The sequence below is a fragment of the Peribacillus sp. TH27 genome, assembly GCF_016650915.1.
Taxonomy (GTDB): domain Bacteria; phylum Bacillota; class Bacilli; order Bacillales; family DSM-1321; genus Peribacillus; species Peribacillus butanolivorans.
Genome location: NZ_JAEKEV010000002.1, coordinates 4576600 through 4596412, shown reverse-complemented (window position 1 = coordinate 4596412; position 19813 = coordinate 4576600). Strand labels below are relative to the sequence as shown.

The 19813-nt window shown below is 39.8% G+C and carries 16 protein-coding genes; 1 reads left to right on the top strand and 15 read right to left on the bottom strand.

All coding sequences use genetic code 11. The features are described from left to right. Positions 1 to 212 precede the first annotated feature (212 nt). The 6 genes from pnpS to JFU24_RS23425 all read right to left on the bottom strand — a co-directional run bounded on the left by pnpS (position 213) and on the right by JFU24_RS23425 (position 7595). The gene (gene pnpS, locus JFU24_RS23450) at positions 213 to 1991 is read right to left on the bottom strand and encodes a two-component system histidine kinase PnpS (protein WP_056529297.1); all 1779 of its coding nucleotides are present in this window, start codon (positions 1989 to 1991) and stop codon (positions 213 to 215) included. Continuing rightward, the gene (locus tag JFU24_RS23445) at positions 1975 to 2706 is read right to left on the bottom strand and encodes a response regulator transcription factor (RefSeq protein WP_201186155.1); all 732 of its coding nucleotides are present in this window, start codon (positions 2704 to 2706) and stop codon (positions 1975 to 1977) included. The genes pnpS and JFU24_RS23445 overlap by 17 nt, the downstream gene beginning before the upstream one ends. 292 nt (positions 2707 to 2998) lie before the next feature. Next, the gene (mdh, locus tag JFU24_RS23440; protein WP_201186156.1) at positions 2999 to 3934 is read right to left on the bottom strand and encodes a malate dehydrogenase; all 936 of its coding nucleotides are present in this window, start codon (positions 3932 to 3934) and stop codon (positions 2999 to 3001) included. A 125-nt stretch (positions 3935 to 4059) separates the two neighbouring features. Next, positions 4060 to 5331 (bottom strand): NADP-dependent isocitrate dehydrogenase, encoded by a 1272-nt coding sequence (icd, locus tag JFU24_RS23435; RefSeq protein WP_053347268.1) that lies wholly within the window; start codon positions 5329 to 5331, stop codon positions 4060 to 4062. A gap of 149 nt (positions 5332 to 5480) precedes the next feature. Then, positions 5481 to 6596 (bottom strand): citrate synthase, encoded by a 1116-nt coding sequence (citZ, locus tag JFU24_RS23430; protein ID WP_201186157.1) that lies wholly within the window; start codon positions 6594 to 6596, stop codon positions 5481 to 5483. A 537-nt stretch (positions 6597 to 7133) separates the two neighbouring features. Beyond that, positions 7134 to 7595: a DUF441 domain-containing protein gene (locus JFU24_RS23425; RefSeq protein WP_053347270.1), complete on the bottom strand. Its 462-nt coding sequence runs from the start codon at positions 7593 to 7595 to the stop codon at positions 7134 to 7136. 188 nt (positions 7596 to 7783) lie between these two features. On the opposite strand from JFU24_RS23425, the gene ytvI reads away from it, so the two are divergent. Continuing rightward, on the top strand, positions 7784 to 8911 hold the full coding sequence (gene ytvI / locus JFU24_RS23420; protein ID WP_201186159.1) for a sporulation integral membrane protein YtvI: 1128 nt from the start codon (positions 7784 to 7786) through the stop codon (positions 8909 to 8911). An 89-nt stretch (positions 8912 to 9000) separates the two neighbouring features. Here ytvI and aceA read toward each other — a convergent pair whose 3' ends face one another. The 9 genes from aceA to JFU24_RS23375 form a co-directional block, all read right to left on the bottom strand. Further along, positions 9001 to 10284: an isocitrate lyase gene (gene aceA, locus JFU24_RS23415; protein ID WP_053347272.1), complete on the bottom strand. Its 1284-nt coding sequence runs from the start codon at positions 10282 to 10284 to the stop codon at positions 9001 to 9003. 45 nt (positions 10285 to 10329) lie between these two features. Further along, positions 10330 to 11922, bottom strand: a complete 1593-nt coding sequence (aceB, locus tag JFU24_RS23410; RefSeq protein ID WP_201186161.1) for a malate synthase A — start codon at positions 11920 to 11922, stop codon at positions 10330 to 10332. A 426-nt stretch (positions 11923 to 12348) separates the two neighbouring features. Further along, entirely contained in the window at positions 12349 to 12741 is a 393-nt protein-coding gene (locus tag JFU24_RS23405) for an FxsA family protein (protein ID WP_201186163.1), read from the bottom strand. Between the two features lie 81 nt (positions 12742 to 12822). Next, positions 12823 to 14583 carry a pyruvate kinase gene (pyk, locus tag JFU24_RS23400; protein ID WP_056529314.1) on the bottom strand — a complete coding sequence of 587 codons (1761 nt, stop codon included), beginning with the start codon at positions 14581 to 14583 and terminating at the stop codon, positions 12823 to 12825. Between the two features lie 133 nt (positions 14584 to 14716). After that, entirely contained in the window at positions 14717 to 15676 is a 960-nt protein-coding gene (gene pfkA / locus JFU24_RS23395; protein WP_057219326.1) for a 6-phosphofructokinase, read from the bottom strand. 276 nt (positions 15677 to 15952) lie between these two features. Beyond that, on the bottom strand, positions 15953 to 16951 hold the full coding sequence (gene accA, locus JFU24_RS23390; RefSeq protein ID WP_201186164.1) for an acetyl-CoA carboxylase carboxyl transferase subunit alpha: 999 nt from the start codon (positions 16949 to 16951) through the stop codon (positions 15953 to 15955). Further along, positions 16948 to 17811 carry an acetyl-CoA carboxylase, carboxyltransferase subunit beta gene (gene accD, locus JFU24_RS23385; RefSeq protein ID WP_201186165.1) on the bottom strand — a complete coding sequence of 288 codons (864 nt, stop codon included), beginning with the start codon at positions 17809 to 17811 and terminating at the stop codon, positions 16948 to 16950. Before accD ends, accA begins: the two co-directional genes overlap by 4 nt. 90 nt (positions 17812 to 17901) lie before the next feature. Further along, on the bottom strand, positions 17902 to 18531 hold the full coding sequence (locus JFU24_RS23380) for a FadR/GntR family transcriptional regulator (protein ID WP_201186166.1): 630 nt from the start codon (positions 18529 to 18531) through the stop codon (positions 17902 to 17904). A gap of 5 nt (positions 18532 to 18536) precedes the next feature. After that, on the bottom strand, positions 18537 to 19778 hold the full coding sequence (locus tag JFU24_RS23375; protein WP_201186167.1) for an NAD(P)-dependent malic enzyme: 1242 nt from the start codon (positions 19776 to 19778) through the stop codon (positions 18537 to 18539). Positions 19779 to 19813: the final 35 nt, after the last annotated feature.

Genomic DNA, 19813 nt, shown 5'->3' with positions numbered 1-19813 from the left:
GAAGGGTCTAAAGTTTCATAAAAATCAAATATTTTCCTAATGAAAATAGTATAGAAGGTAGGTAAAGAGGAATATAGTCAAAAGAAAAGACAGAGACTTAGTGTCTCTGTCTTCGCCTAACTCCTTGGATGAGGGGCTGTACAACCATTTTAACCCTCCATTATGAAGTCAGTTTAAATAAATTGTAAAGGACATGTAAATTCACACAATTCCTACACTTTTCCTTTTAAGCTTTTATTTAACGTTACCGTAAAAGTCGTACCCGATCCCGGCGTACTTTCTACTTTGATTTTACCTTTATGGACTTCTATAATATGCTTGACGATAGCGAGTCCGATGCCTGTTCCTCCTGAATCACGACTCCTTGCCTTATCAATGCGATAAAACCGTTCAAATATTCTTGGAAGTTCTTTTTCTTCAATACCGATACCGCTATCTTGGACTATAATATCCACCGTTTGTTCATTTTCAGTGACGTTCACGGTGACCCACCCTCCATTTGGTGTATATGTCAACGCGTTAGTAATCAAATTAATGAAAACCTGTTTGATCCTGTCTGATTCCCCTTCAATAAAAACAGGTTCCGAAGAAGCTTTTATCTCAAGAGAAACTTCTTTTTCCTTCAATTTACCAATAAGCATCTCTTGTATATCACCAAGAACATTTGTAATATCCACGACGCCTGTTTTTAAAACAAATTCCTGTTGCTCCATTTTTGATAAATTAAGAAGTTCCTGAATGAGTTCTTGCAGACGATCACTTTCTTTCAAGATAATGGATAAAAAGTGCTTCAATGTTTTTTCGTCTTTTAAAGCCCCATCGAGCAACGTTTCTGAAAAGCCCTTGATAGAAGTAATCGGTGTTCTCAGTTCATGGGATACATTGGCCACAAAATCCTTCCGCATTTGCTCGAGCCTTTTCAATTCGGTAATATCATGGAAAATGAGGAGAATCCCCTTCCATTCGTCATGAGTACCGATAATCGGAGCCCCGTATATCTCAAAATGCTTACGTTCAATAGCAAGTGGTATTTTCACTTGGCGTTTTATTGTCTTTTCCGTCCGGAAAATTTCTTCTATTATAGAAATGACTTCTTGATCTTTAATGACCGAGTAAAATACTTGAAACAAAAACGTAGCCGAGTTTACACCGAAGCTTTTTTTGAATTCCCGGTTAATTAAGGTCGTATAGCCTTTACTGTCGATTAATAGGACACCACTACCGATATTTTCAACCAGTGTTTCCAAACGATCCTGATTCATTTCCCTCGCCGTTTCTGTTTCCTGTAAATTCCTCGCTAATATGTTTAGCGAAGTCGTGAGCATCCCTGTTTCATCAGAATGCTGCTCGAATGTCCGAGTTCTATAATTCCCCTTTGCCAATTCAATGGCTGCCATCGTTGCTTCCTCAATCGGCCGGGTATAATAAGAAGTGATTTTACTCGCAAGCATGAGGATAATGATCAAGGCTACCCCTAAACAAATGATCAATATTTGCCACATTTGCTTATTAACTTGGTGGATGGCCTCTATTTCGTTGCTATGAACGACAAAGCCTTCAATTTCTCCATCCTTTTCAACCGTTTTCCAATAATAATGGAGATCCGATTCTCCCTCGATAACTTCATATCCTTCTTCTTGCTTAAGACCTTTTTCCAAGATGATCTTTCGAAGGATATTGGCATGGTTTTTATGTAGCTCATTTGACGATGTTGAATCGTATAAAATCTCTCCACTCGCTGAGAGGATGGTTAAGTTGGAATCTAACAGGGGTGTTAATTTTGCCGTTTTCCCTTCTTCCAAAAAGGATGTGATCCCCCCATGCTCCTGAATATATGTAGAAATGAAAAATGTTTCGTTCTGTATACGCTCATTAAATGTTTTAATATAATAGCTTTTGAACAAATGTCCCAATAAAAAGCCCACGGCCATCATGACGACCATCACCAACATGATGAGAGTATAAAGAAGCTTTTTACGATAGGTGGTCATTCTTTTTTGGCTCCTCAAGCTTATAACCCAAGCCCCTGATCGTTTTGATATAAAGAGGTTTTCTTGTATCTTGCTCTATTTTTTCACGAAGGTGGCTAATATGGACATCAACGATTCGCGAATCTCCTGCAAAATCGTAATTCCAAACCGCACTTAAGAGCTGATCTCTCGTTAAAACTCTTCCTTTATTCTTTGCAAGGTATAAAAGTAATTCAAATTCCTTTGGAGTTAATTCTAATTGTTGTTCATCAAAGAATGCTTCGTAACGTTCAGGATAGACTTTCAAGCCGCCTAATTTTAGGAACCCATCTTCCTGATCAAGATTTGTTTCACTGCCATTCGATTGAAGCTGGGATCTTCTTAGTATTGCCTTAATTCGGGCAACCACCTCACGTGGACTAAAAGGTTTGGTTAAGTAATCATCCGCCCCTAGTTCAAGACCAAGCACTTTGTCAAATTCATCGTCCTTAGCTGTCAGCATCAAAATTGGTATATTGATTTTTTGCTGACGAAGCTGTTTACACACTTCAAGCCCATCCATTTTAGGCAACATCAGATCCAATACGACTAAATCCGGTCGTATATCCACAGCAGCCTGCAGACCTTCTTCCCCATCTAAAGCTGTAACTACTGAATAGCCTGCCTGTTCTAAATTATACTGAAGTAAGGTAACTATTGATTGTTCATCATCCACTACGAGAATTTTCTTTGACATTAGATCCTCCTGAATTATGTATTACCCCTGAGACTTTTTTCAGTCTACTCATCCAACTCTATTATAAAGAATATTATATGAAATTTACACATAAAAAAAACATCATTGAAAAGTAATCCTACCATTAGCAGGGATCATCGTCTCCTTTATGGTTATTAAACATGGATTAATTAAGTCCCGGTTAAGAAACGGCCAGAAAAAAAACTACCCGGTTGGATGGGAGGATATGGCCTTAGCTTAGCCTTCCCTTTCATTCTTCCGGGCAGTCTTATTAAGATGCTTTCAATGTCTCTTATTGTAAAACTTGCATTACTGCTTTAACTGATTCAACTGATTTAGAAAGTGATGCTTTTTCGTCTTCAGTTAATTCAAGTTCGATAATTTGTTCGATACCATTTGCACCTAGTACAGTTGGCACGCCAAGGTAGATTCCTTCGAATCCGTATTCGCCTTCAAGGTAAGCGATAGAAGGTAGAACGCGACGTTGGTCTTTAAGGATAGCTTCAGCCATTTCTACTAGAGCTGCAGCCGGTGCATAATATGCACTTCCGTTTCCAAGAAGGTTAACGATTTCTCCGCCACCAGTACGTGTACGAGCAACGATTGCTTCTAAACGATCTTGAGGAATCAATGTTTCTAAAGGAATTCCGCCAGCGTATGAGTAACGTACTAGAGGAACCATATCGTCACCGTGTCCACCAAGAACGAAACCAGTTACATCTTTAACAGATAGGTTTAATTCTTGAGCCACGAAAGTACGGAAACGAGCTGTATCAAGTACACCAGATTGTCCAATTACGCGTTCTTTAGGGAAACCTGATTCTTTATAAACAGTGTATGTCATTGCGTCTACTGGGTTTGTTAAAACGATGATGGTTGTATTTGGAGAATATTTAACCACTTCTTTAGTTACAGATTTCATAACTTTTTGGTTAGTTTGAACTAAGTCGTCACGGCTCATACCAGGTTTACGAGCGATACCAGCAGTGATGATAACTACGTCAGAATCAGCTGTATCTGCATAGTTTGAAGTACCGATGATGTTAGCGTCAAAACCTTGAACTGGAGCTGCTTCCGCCATATCAAGTGCTTTACCTTTTGTTGGGTTTTCTGCTTGTGGAATATCAACTAAAACGATATCACCAAGTTCTTTTTGAGCTGCTAGGAATGCTGCTGTTGCTCCAGTGAAACCAGCACCAACTACTGTAATTTTTTTGCGTTTAGACATGTTATTTCCTCCTTAAAATATGTAAATATTTTTGGAAACTTTTAACGTCTTTATCCACACATATATATAAAGCTCCCTGAAAAAGAAGACCGTATCGGCTCTTTTCCAGAAAGCATCATAAGTAATTATTTAAGGTTTTTGATAAGTTCGTCAGCGAACTCAGAGCATTTAACTTCTGTTGCACCTTCCATTAGGCGGGCAAAGTCATATGTTACAACTTTAGAAGCAATTGTTTGTTCTACTGATTTTGTGATGCTGTCTGCAGCTTCGTTCCAACCAAGGTGTTCAAGTAAAAGAACGCCTGAAAGAAGAACTGAAGATGGGTTAACTTTATCAAGACCAGCGTATTTAGGAGCTGTTCCATGAGTTGCTTCGAAGATAGCATGTCCAGTTTCGTAGTTGATGTTTGCTCCTGGAGCAATACCAATTCCGCCAACTTGTGCAGCAAGTGCATCAGAAATGTAATCTCCGTTTAAGTTCATTGTTGCAACAACATCAAACTCTTTAGGACGAGTTAGGATTTGTTGTAAGAAGATATCAGCAATAGAATCTTTAACGATGATTTTGCCTTCAGCTTCAGCAGCAGATTGTGCTTTGTTAGCAGCTTCAGTGCCTTCAGCTTCTTTAATTTGATCATATTGGTTCCAAGTGAATACTTTCTCAGCGAATTCTTGTTCTGCAACTTCATAACCCCAAGTTTTGAATGCGCCTTCTGTAAATTTCATGATGTTACCTTTATGAACAAGAGTTAATGATTTACGGCCTTCTTTGATCGCATAGTTAAGTGCAGAGCGAACAAGACGTTTTGTTCCTTCTTCAGAAATTGGTTTAATACCAATACCAGAAGTTTCAGGGAAACGAATATTTTTAACACCGAATTCATTTTGTAGGAAATCGATTAATTTTTTCGCTTCGTCAGAACCTTTTGCATATTCGATACCAGCATAGATGTCTTCAGTGTTTTCACGGAAGATAACCATGTCAGTGTCTTCAGGACGTTTAACTGGTGAAGGTACACCATCAAAGTAACGTACTGGACGTAGACATACGAATAAGTCTAATACTTGACGTAATGCAACGTTCAATGAGCGGATTCCGCCACCGATTGGTGTTGTAAGAGGTCCTTTAATAGCGATTAGATATTCATTAATGACATCAAGAGTTTCTTGTGGAAGCCATTCGCCTGTTTGGTCAAATGCTTTTTGTCCAGCTAAAACTTCTTTCCATTCGATTTTCTTTTCGCCATTGTATGCTTTTTCAACAGCTGCGTCTAAAACGCGTGAAGCTGCTGCCCAGATATCAGGACCGATTCCGTCTCCCTCAATATAAGGAACGATTGGGTTGTTTGGTACGTTAAGAGCACCGTTAGTAACTGTGATTTTTTGGCTTTGTGTCATGTCTCTTTACCTCCGATTCAAATTCAAAGGTTAGCTGGCCGCTTAATTTAAGCTGAACCACTAACCTTTTTTACTCACATCTATTAATTTACTACAAAATCGATGAAATAAAAAATAAAATTTCGAAAAAACTTTTAACTATTCAAAAATTATCGGTTTTCAATCGGTACGTATTTTTGCATACCTGGTCCAACATACTCTGCACGTGGACGGATCAGACGGTTGTTTGAATATTGCTCTAGGATATGAGCAATCCAGCCTGAAGCACGGCTTACAGCAAAGATTGGTGTAAATAGGTCATGCTCGATACCTAAACTGTGGTATACAGAAGCAGAGTAGAAATCAACGTTTGGTGGAAGATTTTTTTGACCAGTTACAATTTCATGAATTTTGATAGACATATCGTAGTATTGTGGTTGACCAGTAAGTTCAGTCAATTTTTGAGACATTTCTTTAAGGTGTTTAGCACGTGGATCACCTTTACGGTATACACGGTGGCCAAAGCCCATGATTTTTTCTTTATTAGCTAATTTTTCGTTGATATAAGGCTCAACGTTTTCTACAGAACCAATTTCTGTAAGCATTTTCATAACTTGTTCGTTAGCTCCGCCGTGAAGAGGGCCTTTTAATGCGCCGATAGCAGAAGTCACGCCAGAATAGATATCAGATAATGTAGCCACACAAACACGTGCAGTGAATGTAGAAGCGTTTAATTCATGGTCAGCATGTAGAACTAATGCTTTGTTGAATGCTTCTTCTTCGATTGCTGTTGGTTCATTACCGCTTAACATATATAAGAAGTTAGCAGCAAAGCTTAGATCAGTACGTGGTGCAACCGCTTCTTTTCCTTGACGGATACGAGCGAAAGTTGTTACCAGTGTAGGGATTTTTGCTTGGATGCGGATTGCTTTACGATAGTTAGCGTCTTCACTCATTACATCTGCTTCTTCATCATAAAGACCAAGAAGAGATACTGCTGTACGAAGAGCTCCCATTGGATGTACTTTATCAATTGGGTATGTTTTGAAATGATTAACCACTTCAGCTGGAATTGCAGCATTTTCAGCAAGTAGTTTAGTTAATTCTTCTAATTGGCTTTTGTTTGGAAGAGCTCCATGCCATAAAAGATAGATTACTTCCTCGAATGTTGCGTTTACAGCTAAATCATCGATATCATAACCTACATACGTTAACGTATCATCGATAATAGAGCTTACTGATGAAGTTGTTGCTACCACACCTTCAAGACCTTTTGTTGCTGTCATACTAAATCTCTCCTTTTCCTAAGTATTCCCCTATGCCCTTGCTTATTGCGTATAAATATAGCGCTTCCAAGAAATTAGCTATTGAATACAACCATCTATTTTTTAGCAGAAGACATACATCTTGTATTGGAAGCGTTCACAGAATATGACCCCAACAATAGTAAAATGTACGATAATCCTTTATACGAAATTCTAAAAATAATGCTTGTAGCTATTCCTAGTGAGCGCTTGCTCAATAACTACATCTCTTTTTAAGATTCCTCAAAAATATCAATGATATTCTGAATCCCATTTTTAATAAACCAGAGCAGTTACATGATTATTATAAACAATAAACACTTTTTTGGGAATCAAAAGCACCTAAAATGTGAAAAAATTATTATTTTATTAGAAAAATTAGCTACATATTCTCTTGCTTTTTTTAATGGGATTCAAAACGTTTTTTTGAAAATTTGTTACAAAGCAGAATAATCGAAACATTAAATAGAATTTTTTCATTTACGCTCTTACAATCCATTCTATCATTTACCATTTTGCTCATTTGAAAAAATCAAAGATTTGCATGCATAGATAAGCAATTCCTGCCCCAATTAACGGTCCAACAGCGACACCTTTGAATAATGCGACCGCAAGAATCGTCCCAAAAACAAGAGCCGTTGTAATATGAGGATCATGTGAAAGGAGGGTAATTCCATTTTTCGCTATAAGTGCAACAGCTATTCCAGATGCGAGCGCAATCCAGGCATAAGGTGACTTTATGGCGTCACCCAGTTCCTTGAAACCAATCGCTCCATTTGCAATGGGGATTAGCACTGAAATCGTAATGATGGTGACGCCTAAGTTGATCCCTTTCGCTTCTAAATATGGAAACACTTTTGTATCAAGGCCGATGAGTTTCATGAGTAAAAGAAAACCCGCAGCCGCAATCAGTGATGTGTTTTTTCCAACCCAACCGATAACTGCAAGTAAAATTAAAAATACGACAGGACCGTTTATCATTCTCCCTTCACCTTCTTTCTTTTTGTTATTTTAACATAACAACCTCCACTCTTTCTCAATAGGAGATTGATTTATAAAACGATACTAAAACGGAAAAAAATTAAGCAGAAAGACGAAAGAATCTTTCCTTTCTTTTCCAACGTCGTTACAATTATAATACAAAGTTTATGTTAGAAGGAGGGGATGTCTTGAATCCTGTTTATATTTATCGTTTCATTCGTTCTTTACTGGTCATCGGAGGCATAATTTTAGGTGGAATTGCCTTGTTCTATTTATCTAAATATACATATCCATTCATTATTGCCATGATTATTGCTTTCTTGATGAACCCTCTGGTTACTTTTTTTGAAAAGAAAGGCCGGTTACCAAGAGGATTGGCTGTGTTCGTTTCCCTTTTACTCATTTTTCTTTTATTTGCAGGACTCATTACCCTGCTGGTTACTGAAATTATTTCAGGTACCAATTACCTTGCTGGTGTCATACCTCAACATATTGAAACTATAGTAGATTATATCGAAACATACATCGCGACCACTATCATCCCTTTATATAATCAAACAACCGCTATGTTCAATAATTTAGATATCGAGCAGCAAGACACCGTCCTCAAGAATATCCAGAATATTGGCGAATCCATCACTACCGGTGTCAGTAGTTTTATTCAAGCGTTCTTAAAAAATATTCCCGCAATCATCGGCTGGTTTCCAACTACAGCAACAGCACTCCTCTTTACCCTACTGGGCACTTTCTTCATTAGTAAAGATTGGGATCACTTCGGCCGCATAACGGGAAAGTTTTTACCTGATAAGATTTTTGCAGGTGCCAAGCGTTTATTCCGGGATTTAAAACGAGCTTTATTCGGGTTTATCCGGGCACAATTCACACTTGTTTCATTGACAACGGTTACGATCTTGATTGGTTTACTCATTTTAGGAGTGAACTATTCAATTACCATTGCATTAATTTGCGGATTGGTTGATATCATTCCCTATTTGGGTACCGGGACCATATTTATTCCATGGATTATTTTTGAATTCATTACAGGGAATACTAGCCTTGCAATTGGTTTGTCTGTGCTTTACATTATCGTAGTTGTCCAGCGTCAATTAATTGAGCCCAAAGTTCTTTCTTCTAGTATCGGATTGGATCCACTTGCTACTCTCGTTGCTTTATTCATCGGTTTCAAATTAATCGGTTTTCTGGGACTGATTGCAGGGCCAGTAGTCCTTGTCATATTTAATACACTTCAGCGCGCCCATGTCTTTAAGGCCATATGGGCATTTATTATCGGAGCGGATACAAATAAGACCACCTAAAGCTTTAGAGTTAACTTTTAATCAGAAATCTCTCGTTCCTATAAAAAGTCCGCCTCGAGTTTGAGGCGGATTTTTTTATAGTCTATCTATTATTTTGAAGTCTCAAATTGTTCTGCTTCAGTAGAGCCAGCAAGTGCTGTTGTAGATGATGTTCCACCAGAAACTACTTGTGCTACTTCATCAAAGTAACCAGTTCCAACTTCACGTTGGTGACGAGTTGCAGTATAGCCGTCAATTTCACTAGCGAATTCTGCTTGTTGAAGTTCTGAGTATGCAGCCATTCCACGGTCTTTATAACCAAGAGCAAGGTTGAACATGCTGTGATTCAATGAGTGGAAACCTGCAAGCGTTACGAACTGGAATTTATAACCCAATTTACCCAATTCAACCTGGTAGCTAGCAATTTCTTCATCACTTAATTTTGCTTTCCAGTTAAATGATGGTGAACAGTTGTAAGCAAGTAGTTTACCAGGGAACTCTGCATGAATCGCTTCAGCAAATCGGCGAGCATCTGCTAGGTTTGGTTCAGAAGTCTCGCACCAGATAAGATCAGCATATGGTGCATATGCTAGACCACGTGCAATCGCTTGGTCAAGACCTGCGTTTGTACGGTAGAATCCTTCTGGAGTCCGTTCACCTGTGATGAAAGGTGCATCAACCGGATCGATATCATCCGTGATCAAGTCTGCAGCATCTGCATCAGTACGAGCAATTAAGATAGTTGGTGTTCCCATTACGTCTGCTGCTAAACGGGCTGATACTAAGTTACGTACTGCCGTTTGCGTTGGAAGAAGAACTTTACCGCCTAAATGACCACATTTTTTCTCGGAAGATAGTTGGTCTTCAAAGTGAACGCCAGCAGCTCCAGCTTCTATCATACCTTTCATTAGTTCGAATACGTTAAGAGCACCCCCGAAGCCTGCTTCAGCATCTGCTACGATTGGAGCAAACCAATCAATATCATCTTTTCCTTCAGCAAAGCTAATTTGGTCAGCACGTTGCAGTGTTTGATTAATGCGTTTAACAACCTGTGGTACAGAGTTAGCTGGGTATAAGCTTTGGTCAGGGTACATTTGTCCAGCGATATTAGCATCAGCAGCTACCTGCCAGCCACTTAAGTAGATTGCTTTTAAACCAGCTTTTACTTGTTGCATTGCTTGGTTACCAGTTAATGCTCCTAGTGCGTTAATGAAATCCTCTGTATTTAAAAGGTTCCATAGTTTTTCAGAACCTCGGCGAGCTAATGTTTGCTCGATATCGATAGAACCTCTTAATTTGATAACTTCTTCAGCAGAATAAGGCCGTTTAATTCCAGTCCAGCGTGCGTCATTTTCCCAGCTTTGTTGTAGTTGTTGCGCTCTTTCATTAGTCATTATAATTTCCTCCTAATTTATATTAAAATATTAATTAACTAAATATTAAGATAATTGTTCATATGCCGGATTTGTTAAGAAATCCGCAAAGTCATCTGCTGCAATCAGTTCTTCAAATAGTTTAGTAGACTCTTCAAATTTCCCTGATTTGAAAGCTTCTTCTCCTACCTCTGATTTAATGACTGCTAATTCTTCTTCTTTAATCTGATGGAATAATTCTTCGGTGATTTTTCTACCATCTTCTAAAATACCTTTTGGATGACGGATCCACTGCCAAACTTGAGCACGTGAGATTTCAGCTGTTGCTGCATCTTCCATTAGGTTATGAATAGGAGCAGCGCCTCTTCCACTTAGCCAAGATGCAATATACTGGATGCCTACGTTAATGTTCGTCCGTAATCCAGCTTCTGTTATCGTTCCTTCTGGTACTTCTAGCAATTCTTCTGCTGATACTTGAACATCTTCACGTTTCCGATAGATTTGATTCGGTTTTGGAACAAGGAGGTCAAACACCTCTTTTGCTGTACTTACCATGCCTGGGTGGGCTACCCATGTACCATCATGACCGTCTCTCGCTTCGCGCTCTTTATCAGCGCGTACCTTAGCAAACGCCTCGTCATTTTTGACCGGGTCATTTTTGACTGGAATTTGTGCTGCCATCCCGCCTATTGCCGGAGCATTACGAGTGTGGCATGTTTTGATTGCTAATAAGGAATACGCTCTCATGTTCGGGACAGTCATCGTAACCTGTAACCTATCAGGGAAGATAACATCATCCGAGTGACGGAATTTTTTCAGGAAGCTGAAGATATAATCCCAGCGGCCACAGTTCAGGCCTGCGGAATGATCTTTCAACTCGTACAGAATTTCGTCCATTTCGAATGCTGCAAGAATCGTTTCAATCAAGACAGTTGCTTTTATAGTTCCTTGCGGGACTCTTAAATCGTTTTGTGCATAAACAAAGACATCATTCCATAATCTTGCTTCGATATGGCTTTCCATCTTCGGTAAGTAGAAGTATGGACCGCTTTCTTTTTCGATTAATGCTTTTGCGTTGTGATAAAAGTATAGTCCAAAGTCGAAAAAGCTAGCTGATATTGGCTGTCCATTTAAAAGAACATGCTTTTCTTCTAAGTGCCAGCCGCGAGGCCTTACTTTTAAAACAGCTGTTTTTTCATTTAATGCGTATACTTTTCCATTTGGATTTTCAAATGAAATGGTACCGCGAATTGCATCGCGTAGATTCAGTTGACCATCTATACAATTTTCCCAAGTGGGTGAATTGGCATCTTCAAAGTCAGCCATAAAAACATTGGCACCTGAGTTCATAGCATTAATGATCATCTTACGGTCAACCGGTCCAGTGATTTCAACCCTGCGGTCTTGCAAGTCATTCGGGAGGGGCGCAATTGTCCAATCACTTTCACGAATATGCTTCGTTTCTTCAAGAAAATTAGGTAGCTTGCCTTGATTTAGGTCCTCTTGAACGATTTTACGTTGTTCTAAAAGTTCTTTTCTTCTTTCACCGAAATGCCGTTCAATTCTTTCGATAAATTGAAGAGCTTCCGTTGTAAGTATTTGTTCATATCCAGGCTTAATAGTACCTGTAATTTGTAAGCCTTTTGCTTCAGTAATCATGTTGCTTCTCCACATCCTTTCAAGCTCTTTTATGTTATAATACAGTTGTTTCTTTTCTTGATTGTATTATATAACACACTGTGTAAATTTGTCACCAGTTTTTTCTAAAAAAAATTAAAAAAGAGAATATTTAACTTGGAAAAGCCTGGTATAACAACATTTCTCTTGAAAAATAATTAAAATATTCTGATATTTTATACTAGTTTTACTTCCAAAAATCAATTCTTGATCAGTGAAACAGGCAAAATCTCACCCCAAAAATTTCTCTCATGTTTGGCCTCAATAATTTAAAACTTAAACAATGCAAGAGCCTTTTCAGTAAAAACGCAAAAAAGCATCCTTAGAAATACCGGGGATGCTAATGTTAATTCATTTCTCTAACCAAAAGAGGCTGTCTAAAAAGTTTAGCTTTTAGACAGCCTCTTACTATTTATGGCGAATAATCGTTACTTTTCCTTTATTCATCCTGTTCATAATAAACCGGATAACGATCGGTTTGAGGAGATTCCTGGTTGGCGGAAATACTAGGATTAATCCTATGATATCCGAGATAAGTCCCGGTGACAGCAACAATGCAGCTCCAAGAAAGATACAGATTCCATCAATGATTTCATTTCCTGGCATCATTCCGTATCGAATCTGTTCCTGCGCCTTTTTCCATGTTTCCATTCCTTGCCGCTTGGCCAAATAGGCACCGATTAAACCGGTAGATACAATCAGGAACAGTGTTGGCCAAAAACCAATCACATTGCCTGACAACAATAAGACAATAATCTCAATGACCGGCATCGCAATGATAAACAATAAAAAATATTTCATCTACATTCCTCCTGCACAGCCCACGTATGGTGCGGTACACTCATCTTACCTCATTGGACCGAAATCATCCAAAATTTCGTTCTATAAAACGTTAGCATGTCCATCATAAATGATTCCGCGACTAGCATCGACCGTAATTCTTTGTTTATCCTTAAAGATTTTGGTCGCATCTTCTGCTCCAACGATAACCGGAATGCCCAAAGTGACTCCCACAACAGCTGCGTGGCTTGTCAAACCGCCTTCTTCAGTAATCAATGCAGCACACTTTTGAATTGCCGGCATCATATCCCGATCAGAACCAATTGTAACTAATACAGATCCTTCAGTTACTTTTTCCAAAGCTTCCTTGGAATTCCTAGCTATAACCACTTCACCTTTCGCAGATTTCCTGCCGATTCCTTGAGCCTTCAAAAGAACCTCTCCTAATACATGAATTTTCATCAAGTTAGTCGTTCCTGTTTCACCTACGGGCACACCAGCTGTAATGACAACTAAGTCTCCATGGGATACCAATCCGGAATGCAGGCTTTCATCGATTGCCGTTTGGAGCATTTCATCCGTGGTCGTCGCTTTTGGTCCAATCTGCGGGTAAACTCCCCAGGCCAATGCAAGTCTTCTTGAAACATGATCATTAGATGTAACAGCGATAATCGGTGCCTTAGGACGATATTTAGAAATCATCCGTGCCGTATGACCGCTCTCGGTAGGCGTAATGATTGCGCCGACATTTAGATTAAGCGCCGTATGGGCAACAGACTGGCCAATAGCATCAGTGACATTATGACGATTCACTTTGCTTCTTACTGATAATATTTCCCGATAATCAAGGGCTGTTTCTGCACGAGAAGCAATGTTATGCATCGTTTGAACGGCCTCAACAGGGTACGTCCCAGCTGCTGTTTCACCGGAAAGCATGATGGCATCCGTTCCATCAAAAATGGCATTGGCCACGTCACTTGCTTCTGCACGGGTTGGCCGTGGGTTACGCTGCATCGAATCGAGCATTTGCGTAGCTGTAATAACTGGTTTCCCGGCATTGTTACATTTTTTGATCATTTGTTTTTGGACTAGTGGCACTTCTTCTGCAGGAATTTCCACTCCTAGGTCTCCACGAGCTACCATCAAACCATCTGACACTTCCAGGATTTCATCAAGACGGTCGACGCCTTCTTGATTTTCAATTTTAGGGATGATTTGAATATGTTCCGCTCCATTCTGTTGCAGAAGTTCACGCACTTCTAGGACGTCAGATGCCCTACGAACAAAAGAGGCAGCAACAAAGTCAATTCCCTGTTCAATTCCAAATAGGATGTCCTGTTCGTCTTTTTCCGTGATGCCTGGTAGGTTAACTGAAACACCTGGCACATTTACACCTTTTTTATTTTTAAGTGTTCCACTGTTTAAAATTTTCGTATGGATTTCTTTTTTGACTTCATCCACCTTTAACACTTCAAGACCAATTAAACCATCATCTAACAAAATTCTGGATCCCGGATGGACATCATAGAGAAGTCCCTCATACGTAATAGAAAATTTTTCAGGCGTTCCAAGGACTTCATTCATAGAAATACTGACTTCATCACCAGCAGTCAACTCTATAGCATCGTTCTCCATATTATTCGTCCTTATTTCCGGACCTTTTGTATCTAAAAGGATAGCAACCTGTTTCCCTGCTTTCTCTCCCGCTTCCCTAATATTGCGGATTCTAGCGGCATGCTCCTCATGATTGCCATGAGAAAAATTCAGCCGAGCTACATTCATTCCTGCTTCTATTAATTGAACCAGCTTTTCTATACTTTCACTTGCGGGACCAATTGTACAAACAATCTTGGTTTTTCGCATGGTGTCAACCTCCTCTAAGAAAAACTCGCCGACTGTCCACCTTTTGGCAGACAGGGCGTAGTAGTTATAAGCTTATTTTTTCTAATATTTGAATACTATCTCAGCACTGATTTTTTTCATTAACCAGTACCAATTAAATTGATAACTCTGCGGATAGATCGTACATTTTCTTGTCAATTGTATGCTGTTTCGCAAGTGCTTCGATGATATCATAATCAACTAGTATATTTTGTTCTATCCCGACAGCCTTGCCGCCTTTGCCTTCAAGAAGCAATTCTACAGCACGTGCTCCGAGTCGGCTTGCCAACACTCGATCAATTGCTGAGGGAGATCCGCCGCGCTGAACATGGCCAAGCACTGTAACACGCGTTTCAAAACCTGCTTTTGCTTCAATTTGTCTGGAAATATCAACGGCGCTTCCAACACCTTCAGCGACAATAATGATACTATGCTTTTTCCCCCGGTCATGTCCGCGGTTCAACTTACCAATCAACTCTTCCATATCGTATTTATATTCAGGACATAGAATCGTTTCTGCTCCGCCAGCAAGACCTGCCCAAAGAGCAATATCGCCCGCATTTCTTCCCATTACTTCAACCACATAAGTTCTTTCATGAGAAGTTGCTGTATCCCGAATTTTATCGATAGCATCGATTACCGTGTTTAGAGCCGTATCAAAACCAATTGTAAAATCTGTACCTGGAATATCATTATCAATCGTTCCAGGAACCCCGATACATGGAAAGCCTCTTTCAGTTAATGCCTTAGCTCCCCGGTAGGAACCATCTCCACCTATAATAACAATGCCCTCAATACCAAACTTATTCAATTGTTCAATAGCTTTTAGCTGACCTTCCTCAGTCTTAAATTCCGGACAGCGAGCCGTATGTAGCATTGTACCGCCGCGATGAATGATATCACCGACTGATCCAAGTTCAAGTTGCCTTATATCTCCATTTATCAGACCTTGATAGCCATGATAAATTCCGAAGACCTCCATCTCATGAAAAATCGCTTTCCGGACAACAGCTCGGACTGCCGGGTTCATACCTGGAGAATCTCCTCCACTGGTTAATACACCTATTCTTTTCATTATTGTCACCTCTCTACAGCACTAATCAAAATTAAGCTCACATTAACTTTCGTTATTACATTGTACCCTTTTTCTACCTTCAATAAGCAATCGCTTTTTCACTTTTGCTTACTTGATGTTCTAAGCCTAACCGATTCTCTTCAGAAATTGAAGTAAAATGGCGTAAAAGTTTGGATTCTTCACTCAAACAGATATATATATGTATGTATGCTTCCCTAGTAAGGCTGAAAAAAACGTGTTGCCCTTGGCAGCACGTTTTTTCCAGTTGCTAAATGCTTATGAATGCTGTTCAACTTCCTTAGGTTTCCCCTCTGGTTGTTTTTCAAATTCATATTCACCAATTTTCTTAAATTTCATATAACGTTGATTGATCAGTTCATCGCTATCCAAAGGAAGCAACTCATTAAATGAACGTTTCAGAATATCCTTAATGGCTTCAGCCTGTACATTAGCATCTCGATGGGCGCCGCCTTTCACTTCAGGAATAATCTCATCAATAACCCCTAAGCGATTTAAGTCAGGAGCCGTGATTTGCATTGATTCCGCGGCCCGTTTAGCCTGGGAAGCATCCTTCCAAAGCAAAGCAGCAGCCCCTTCAGGAGAGATTACTGAGTACGTTGAATTCTCTAACATGAAAATTCGATCTCCAACTCCTAGAGCCAAAGCACCACCACTGCCCCCTTCACCGATGACAATACTGATAACTGGCACCTTCAGTCCTGCCATTTCAAAAAGGTTTTTCGCGATGGCTTCACTTTGTCCGCGCTCTTCTGCCGCTTTACCAGGGAAAGCCCCCTTCGTATCTATGAAACAAATAATCGGACGATTAAATTTTTCAGCCTGTTTCATTAGACGCAAAGCTTTTCGATAGCCTTCTGGATGGGGCATACCAAAGTTACGACGGATATTTTCCTTCGTATCCTTCCCACGCTGATGACCGATGACGGTCACAGCTCGTCCTTCAAATTCGGCGATACCAGCTACAATTGCCTCATCATCTCCATAATAACGATCACCATGAAACTCGATGAAGTCATTAAATAAAAGCGGAATGTAATCAAGAGTTGTTGGACGAGCCGGATGTCGAGCAATCTGTACACGATCCCATGGTTTTAAATGATTATAAATATCGACTTCTAACTTCTCGAGACGTTTTTCCAAAGTTTCGATTTCAACCGTCAGGTCTACATCCGCATCCTTCGTTATTTCCTTCAGCTCTTTAATCTTACTTCGAAGCTCTGTAACAGGACGTTCAAATTCTAATTCGTAAATCATAACCATTCACCACCCGGGGCATGGATTTTAAGGATTGTTGTCAAGGTTTCTTTTAATTCCGTACGTTTAACTACCGCATCTAATTGCCCGTGCTTCATCAAAAATTCAGACGTTTGGAAATCTTCTGGAAGATCTTCGTGTATCGTCTGTTCAATGATTCGACGTCCCGCAAAGCCAATTAGGGCTCCAGGTTCAGCAAGGTTAATATCCCCAAGGGACGCAAAACTTGCTGAAACTCCGCCTGTAGTAGGATGTGTCATCATCGAAATAATCAGACCGCCTTCATTACTGAACATCTTTAGAGCAGCACTGGTCTTAGCCATCTGCATCAAGCTAAGAACACCTTCCTGCATCCGCGCGCCGCCTGATGCTGTAAATATGATAAACGGAATCTTCAATTCTCCAGCCCGTTCAATCGCCCGGGTGATTTTTTCCCCAACGACTGAGCCCATGCTTCCCATCCTAAAATTGGAATCCATGATAGCCGTGGAAACTTGGTAGCCATTAATGTTTCCTACCCCTGTGACCACTGCCTCATTAATCTTGGCTTTCTTTTTATCCTTTTCCAGCTTCTCCAGATAATCCGGGAACTGAAGTGGGTTAACTGAAATCATTTCTTTATCAAATTCATTAAAACTACCGGCATCAAATAAATATTCAATCCGCTCATGAGAGGACATTGAATGATGGAATCCGCAATGCAGACAGACTTTCTGGTTTTTCACTAATTCTTTTGTATACATGATTTTTTTACAGCCGGGGCATTTAGTCATAATTCCTTCTGGTACATCTTGTTTCTCACGATCTAAAGGAACCGTTGCATATTTCTTCTTAGACTTCGCAAATAGCTCTTTAAGCAAGCTTAATCCTCCCTTTACCACCAATTATCTATATTATGATACTTGGCCCAAACTATATCAAAAATAAAATTAGTATCGTGTAAAAAGGTGTCACTCGTCCTTCGACATATTTCTAATTCTAATTAGATACGTTTCAATGGCTTTTTCTTCATCTCGTTCGAGCAAATATGTAAGTAATGCAAGATAATCTTCCTTTTTTGTATTACCCAGTACCAACTCTGATGTTCTAGCATAACTGTTGACAATGCGCCAAATTCTTTCAAGCAATCGATTGCGATTTAATATGGCAATCCTTAAGAAGAAATCATCATCAAGAAACTCGTCAGCTTTGACCCAGAGGATTAATTGTTTGATGTCTTCAGCTGTAGCGAAAAAGGCTACAATCCGTAAACAGTCAATTTCAATCAATCTTTTCGTCTCAGCTAAATCTTCTTGTACCTTTTTGTCTTGCAAAAAAAAGGTTCCCAGAAGCTCTACTAACTTATGCTCCTGGAAATCCCTGATAAACGTCCCTTCACCACGTCTTGTTTCTATCAATCCTAATAGCTCTAAGGCACGCAATGCTTCACGGACAGAGGAACGTCCCACATTCAGTCGATCCGATAACTCCCGTTCAGAAGGAATTTTATCTCCTGGTAAAAGGCTGTCCACTTCAATCATGCTACGTAGGCTCTCAACAACATCGAGATAAATTTTGGATGAAGAAGTACGATCCGCCAAAATAATTATTCCTCACTTTTTCCAATGATCGCTAATTTTCTTGTTTTTTCTTTAATTTCTTCTGGATCCACTTTAATTCTCGCCACTCCTGTTTCCATCGCTGCCTTGGCCACAGCCGCCGCAACGGCAGGTGCTACTCTTTCATCAAAAGGAGCAGGAATAACGTAGTCTTCGTGAATCTCATGTTCTTGTATTAAACCGGCAATTGCCTGAACAGCAGCTACCTTCATTTTTTCATTGATATGGGTCGCACGTACATCTAAAGCCCCACGGAAGATTCCAGGGAAGGCAAGAACGTTATTGACCTGGTTTGGAAAATCGGAGCGTCCTGTCCCAACTACCTTCGCACCAGCTGCTTTCGCTTCCTCCGGCATGATTTCCGGATCAGGATTAGCCATAGCGAAAATGATTGCATCCCGGTTCATGGTGGAAACCATTTCTTTAGTTAACGCGCCAGCTGCAGAAACACCGATAAAGACATCCGCATCTTTAATAACTACTTCTAGAGGTCCTTCAACCCTATTTCTATTGGTTACTTTGGCCACTTGTGCTTTTATCTCATTCATGCCTGTCGGACGGCCCTCAAAAATGGCACCTTTCGTGTCACACATAATAATGTCACGTACTCCATAGCTATAAAGCAATTTAATGATTGCAATGCCAGCAGCACCGGCTCCATTTGCTACCACTTTAATTTCTGATATTGATTTATTTACAAGGCGTAAAGCATTTACAAGACCGGCAACAGTTACAATTGCTGTCCCGTGCTGATCATCATGAAAAACAGGGATATTCATTTCTTTCTTAAGCCGTTCTTCAATTTCAAAACAATTCGGTGCAGCAATGTCCTCTAAGTTCACTCCGCCGAATGTAGGCTCAAGTAATTTAACAGTCTCTACAATTTTATCCACTTCTGTCGTTTTTAAACAAATCGGAAAAGCGTCGACTCCTGCAAAACTCTTAAATAAAACGGCTTTACCTTCCATAACTGGCAAAGCAGCTTCTGGTCCAATGTTTCCTAGTCCCAACACAGCCGTTCCATCAGAAATGACAGCCACAGTATTCCCTTTCATCGTATAGTCATAAACAGTCTCAGGCTTCTCGTAAATTTCTTTACACGGTTCCGCGACACCAGGAGAATAAGCCAAGCTTAAATCTTCGGCATTCCTAACAGGTACCTTTGAAACTGTTTCTAACTTTCCTTGATTCAAGCGATGCATATGTAATGCTTCTTCTCTTAACGTCATAATTTCACTCCTTGAACGAATTGGTCAAACCGAAA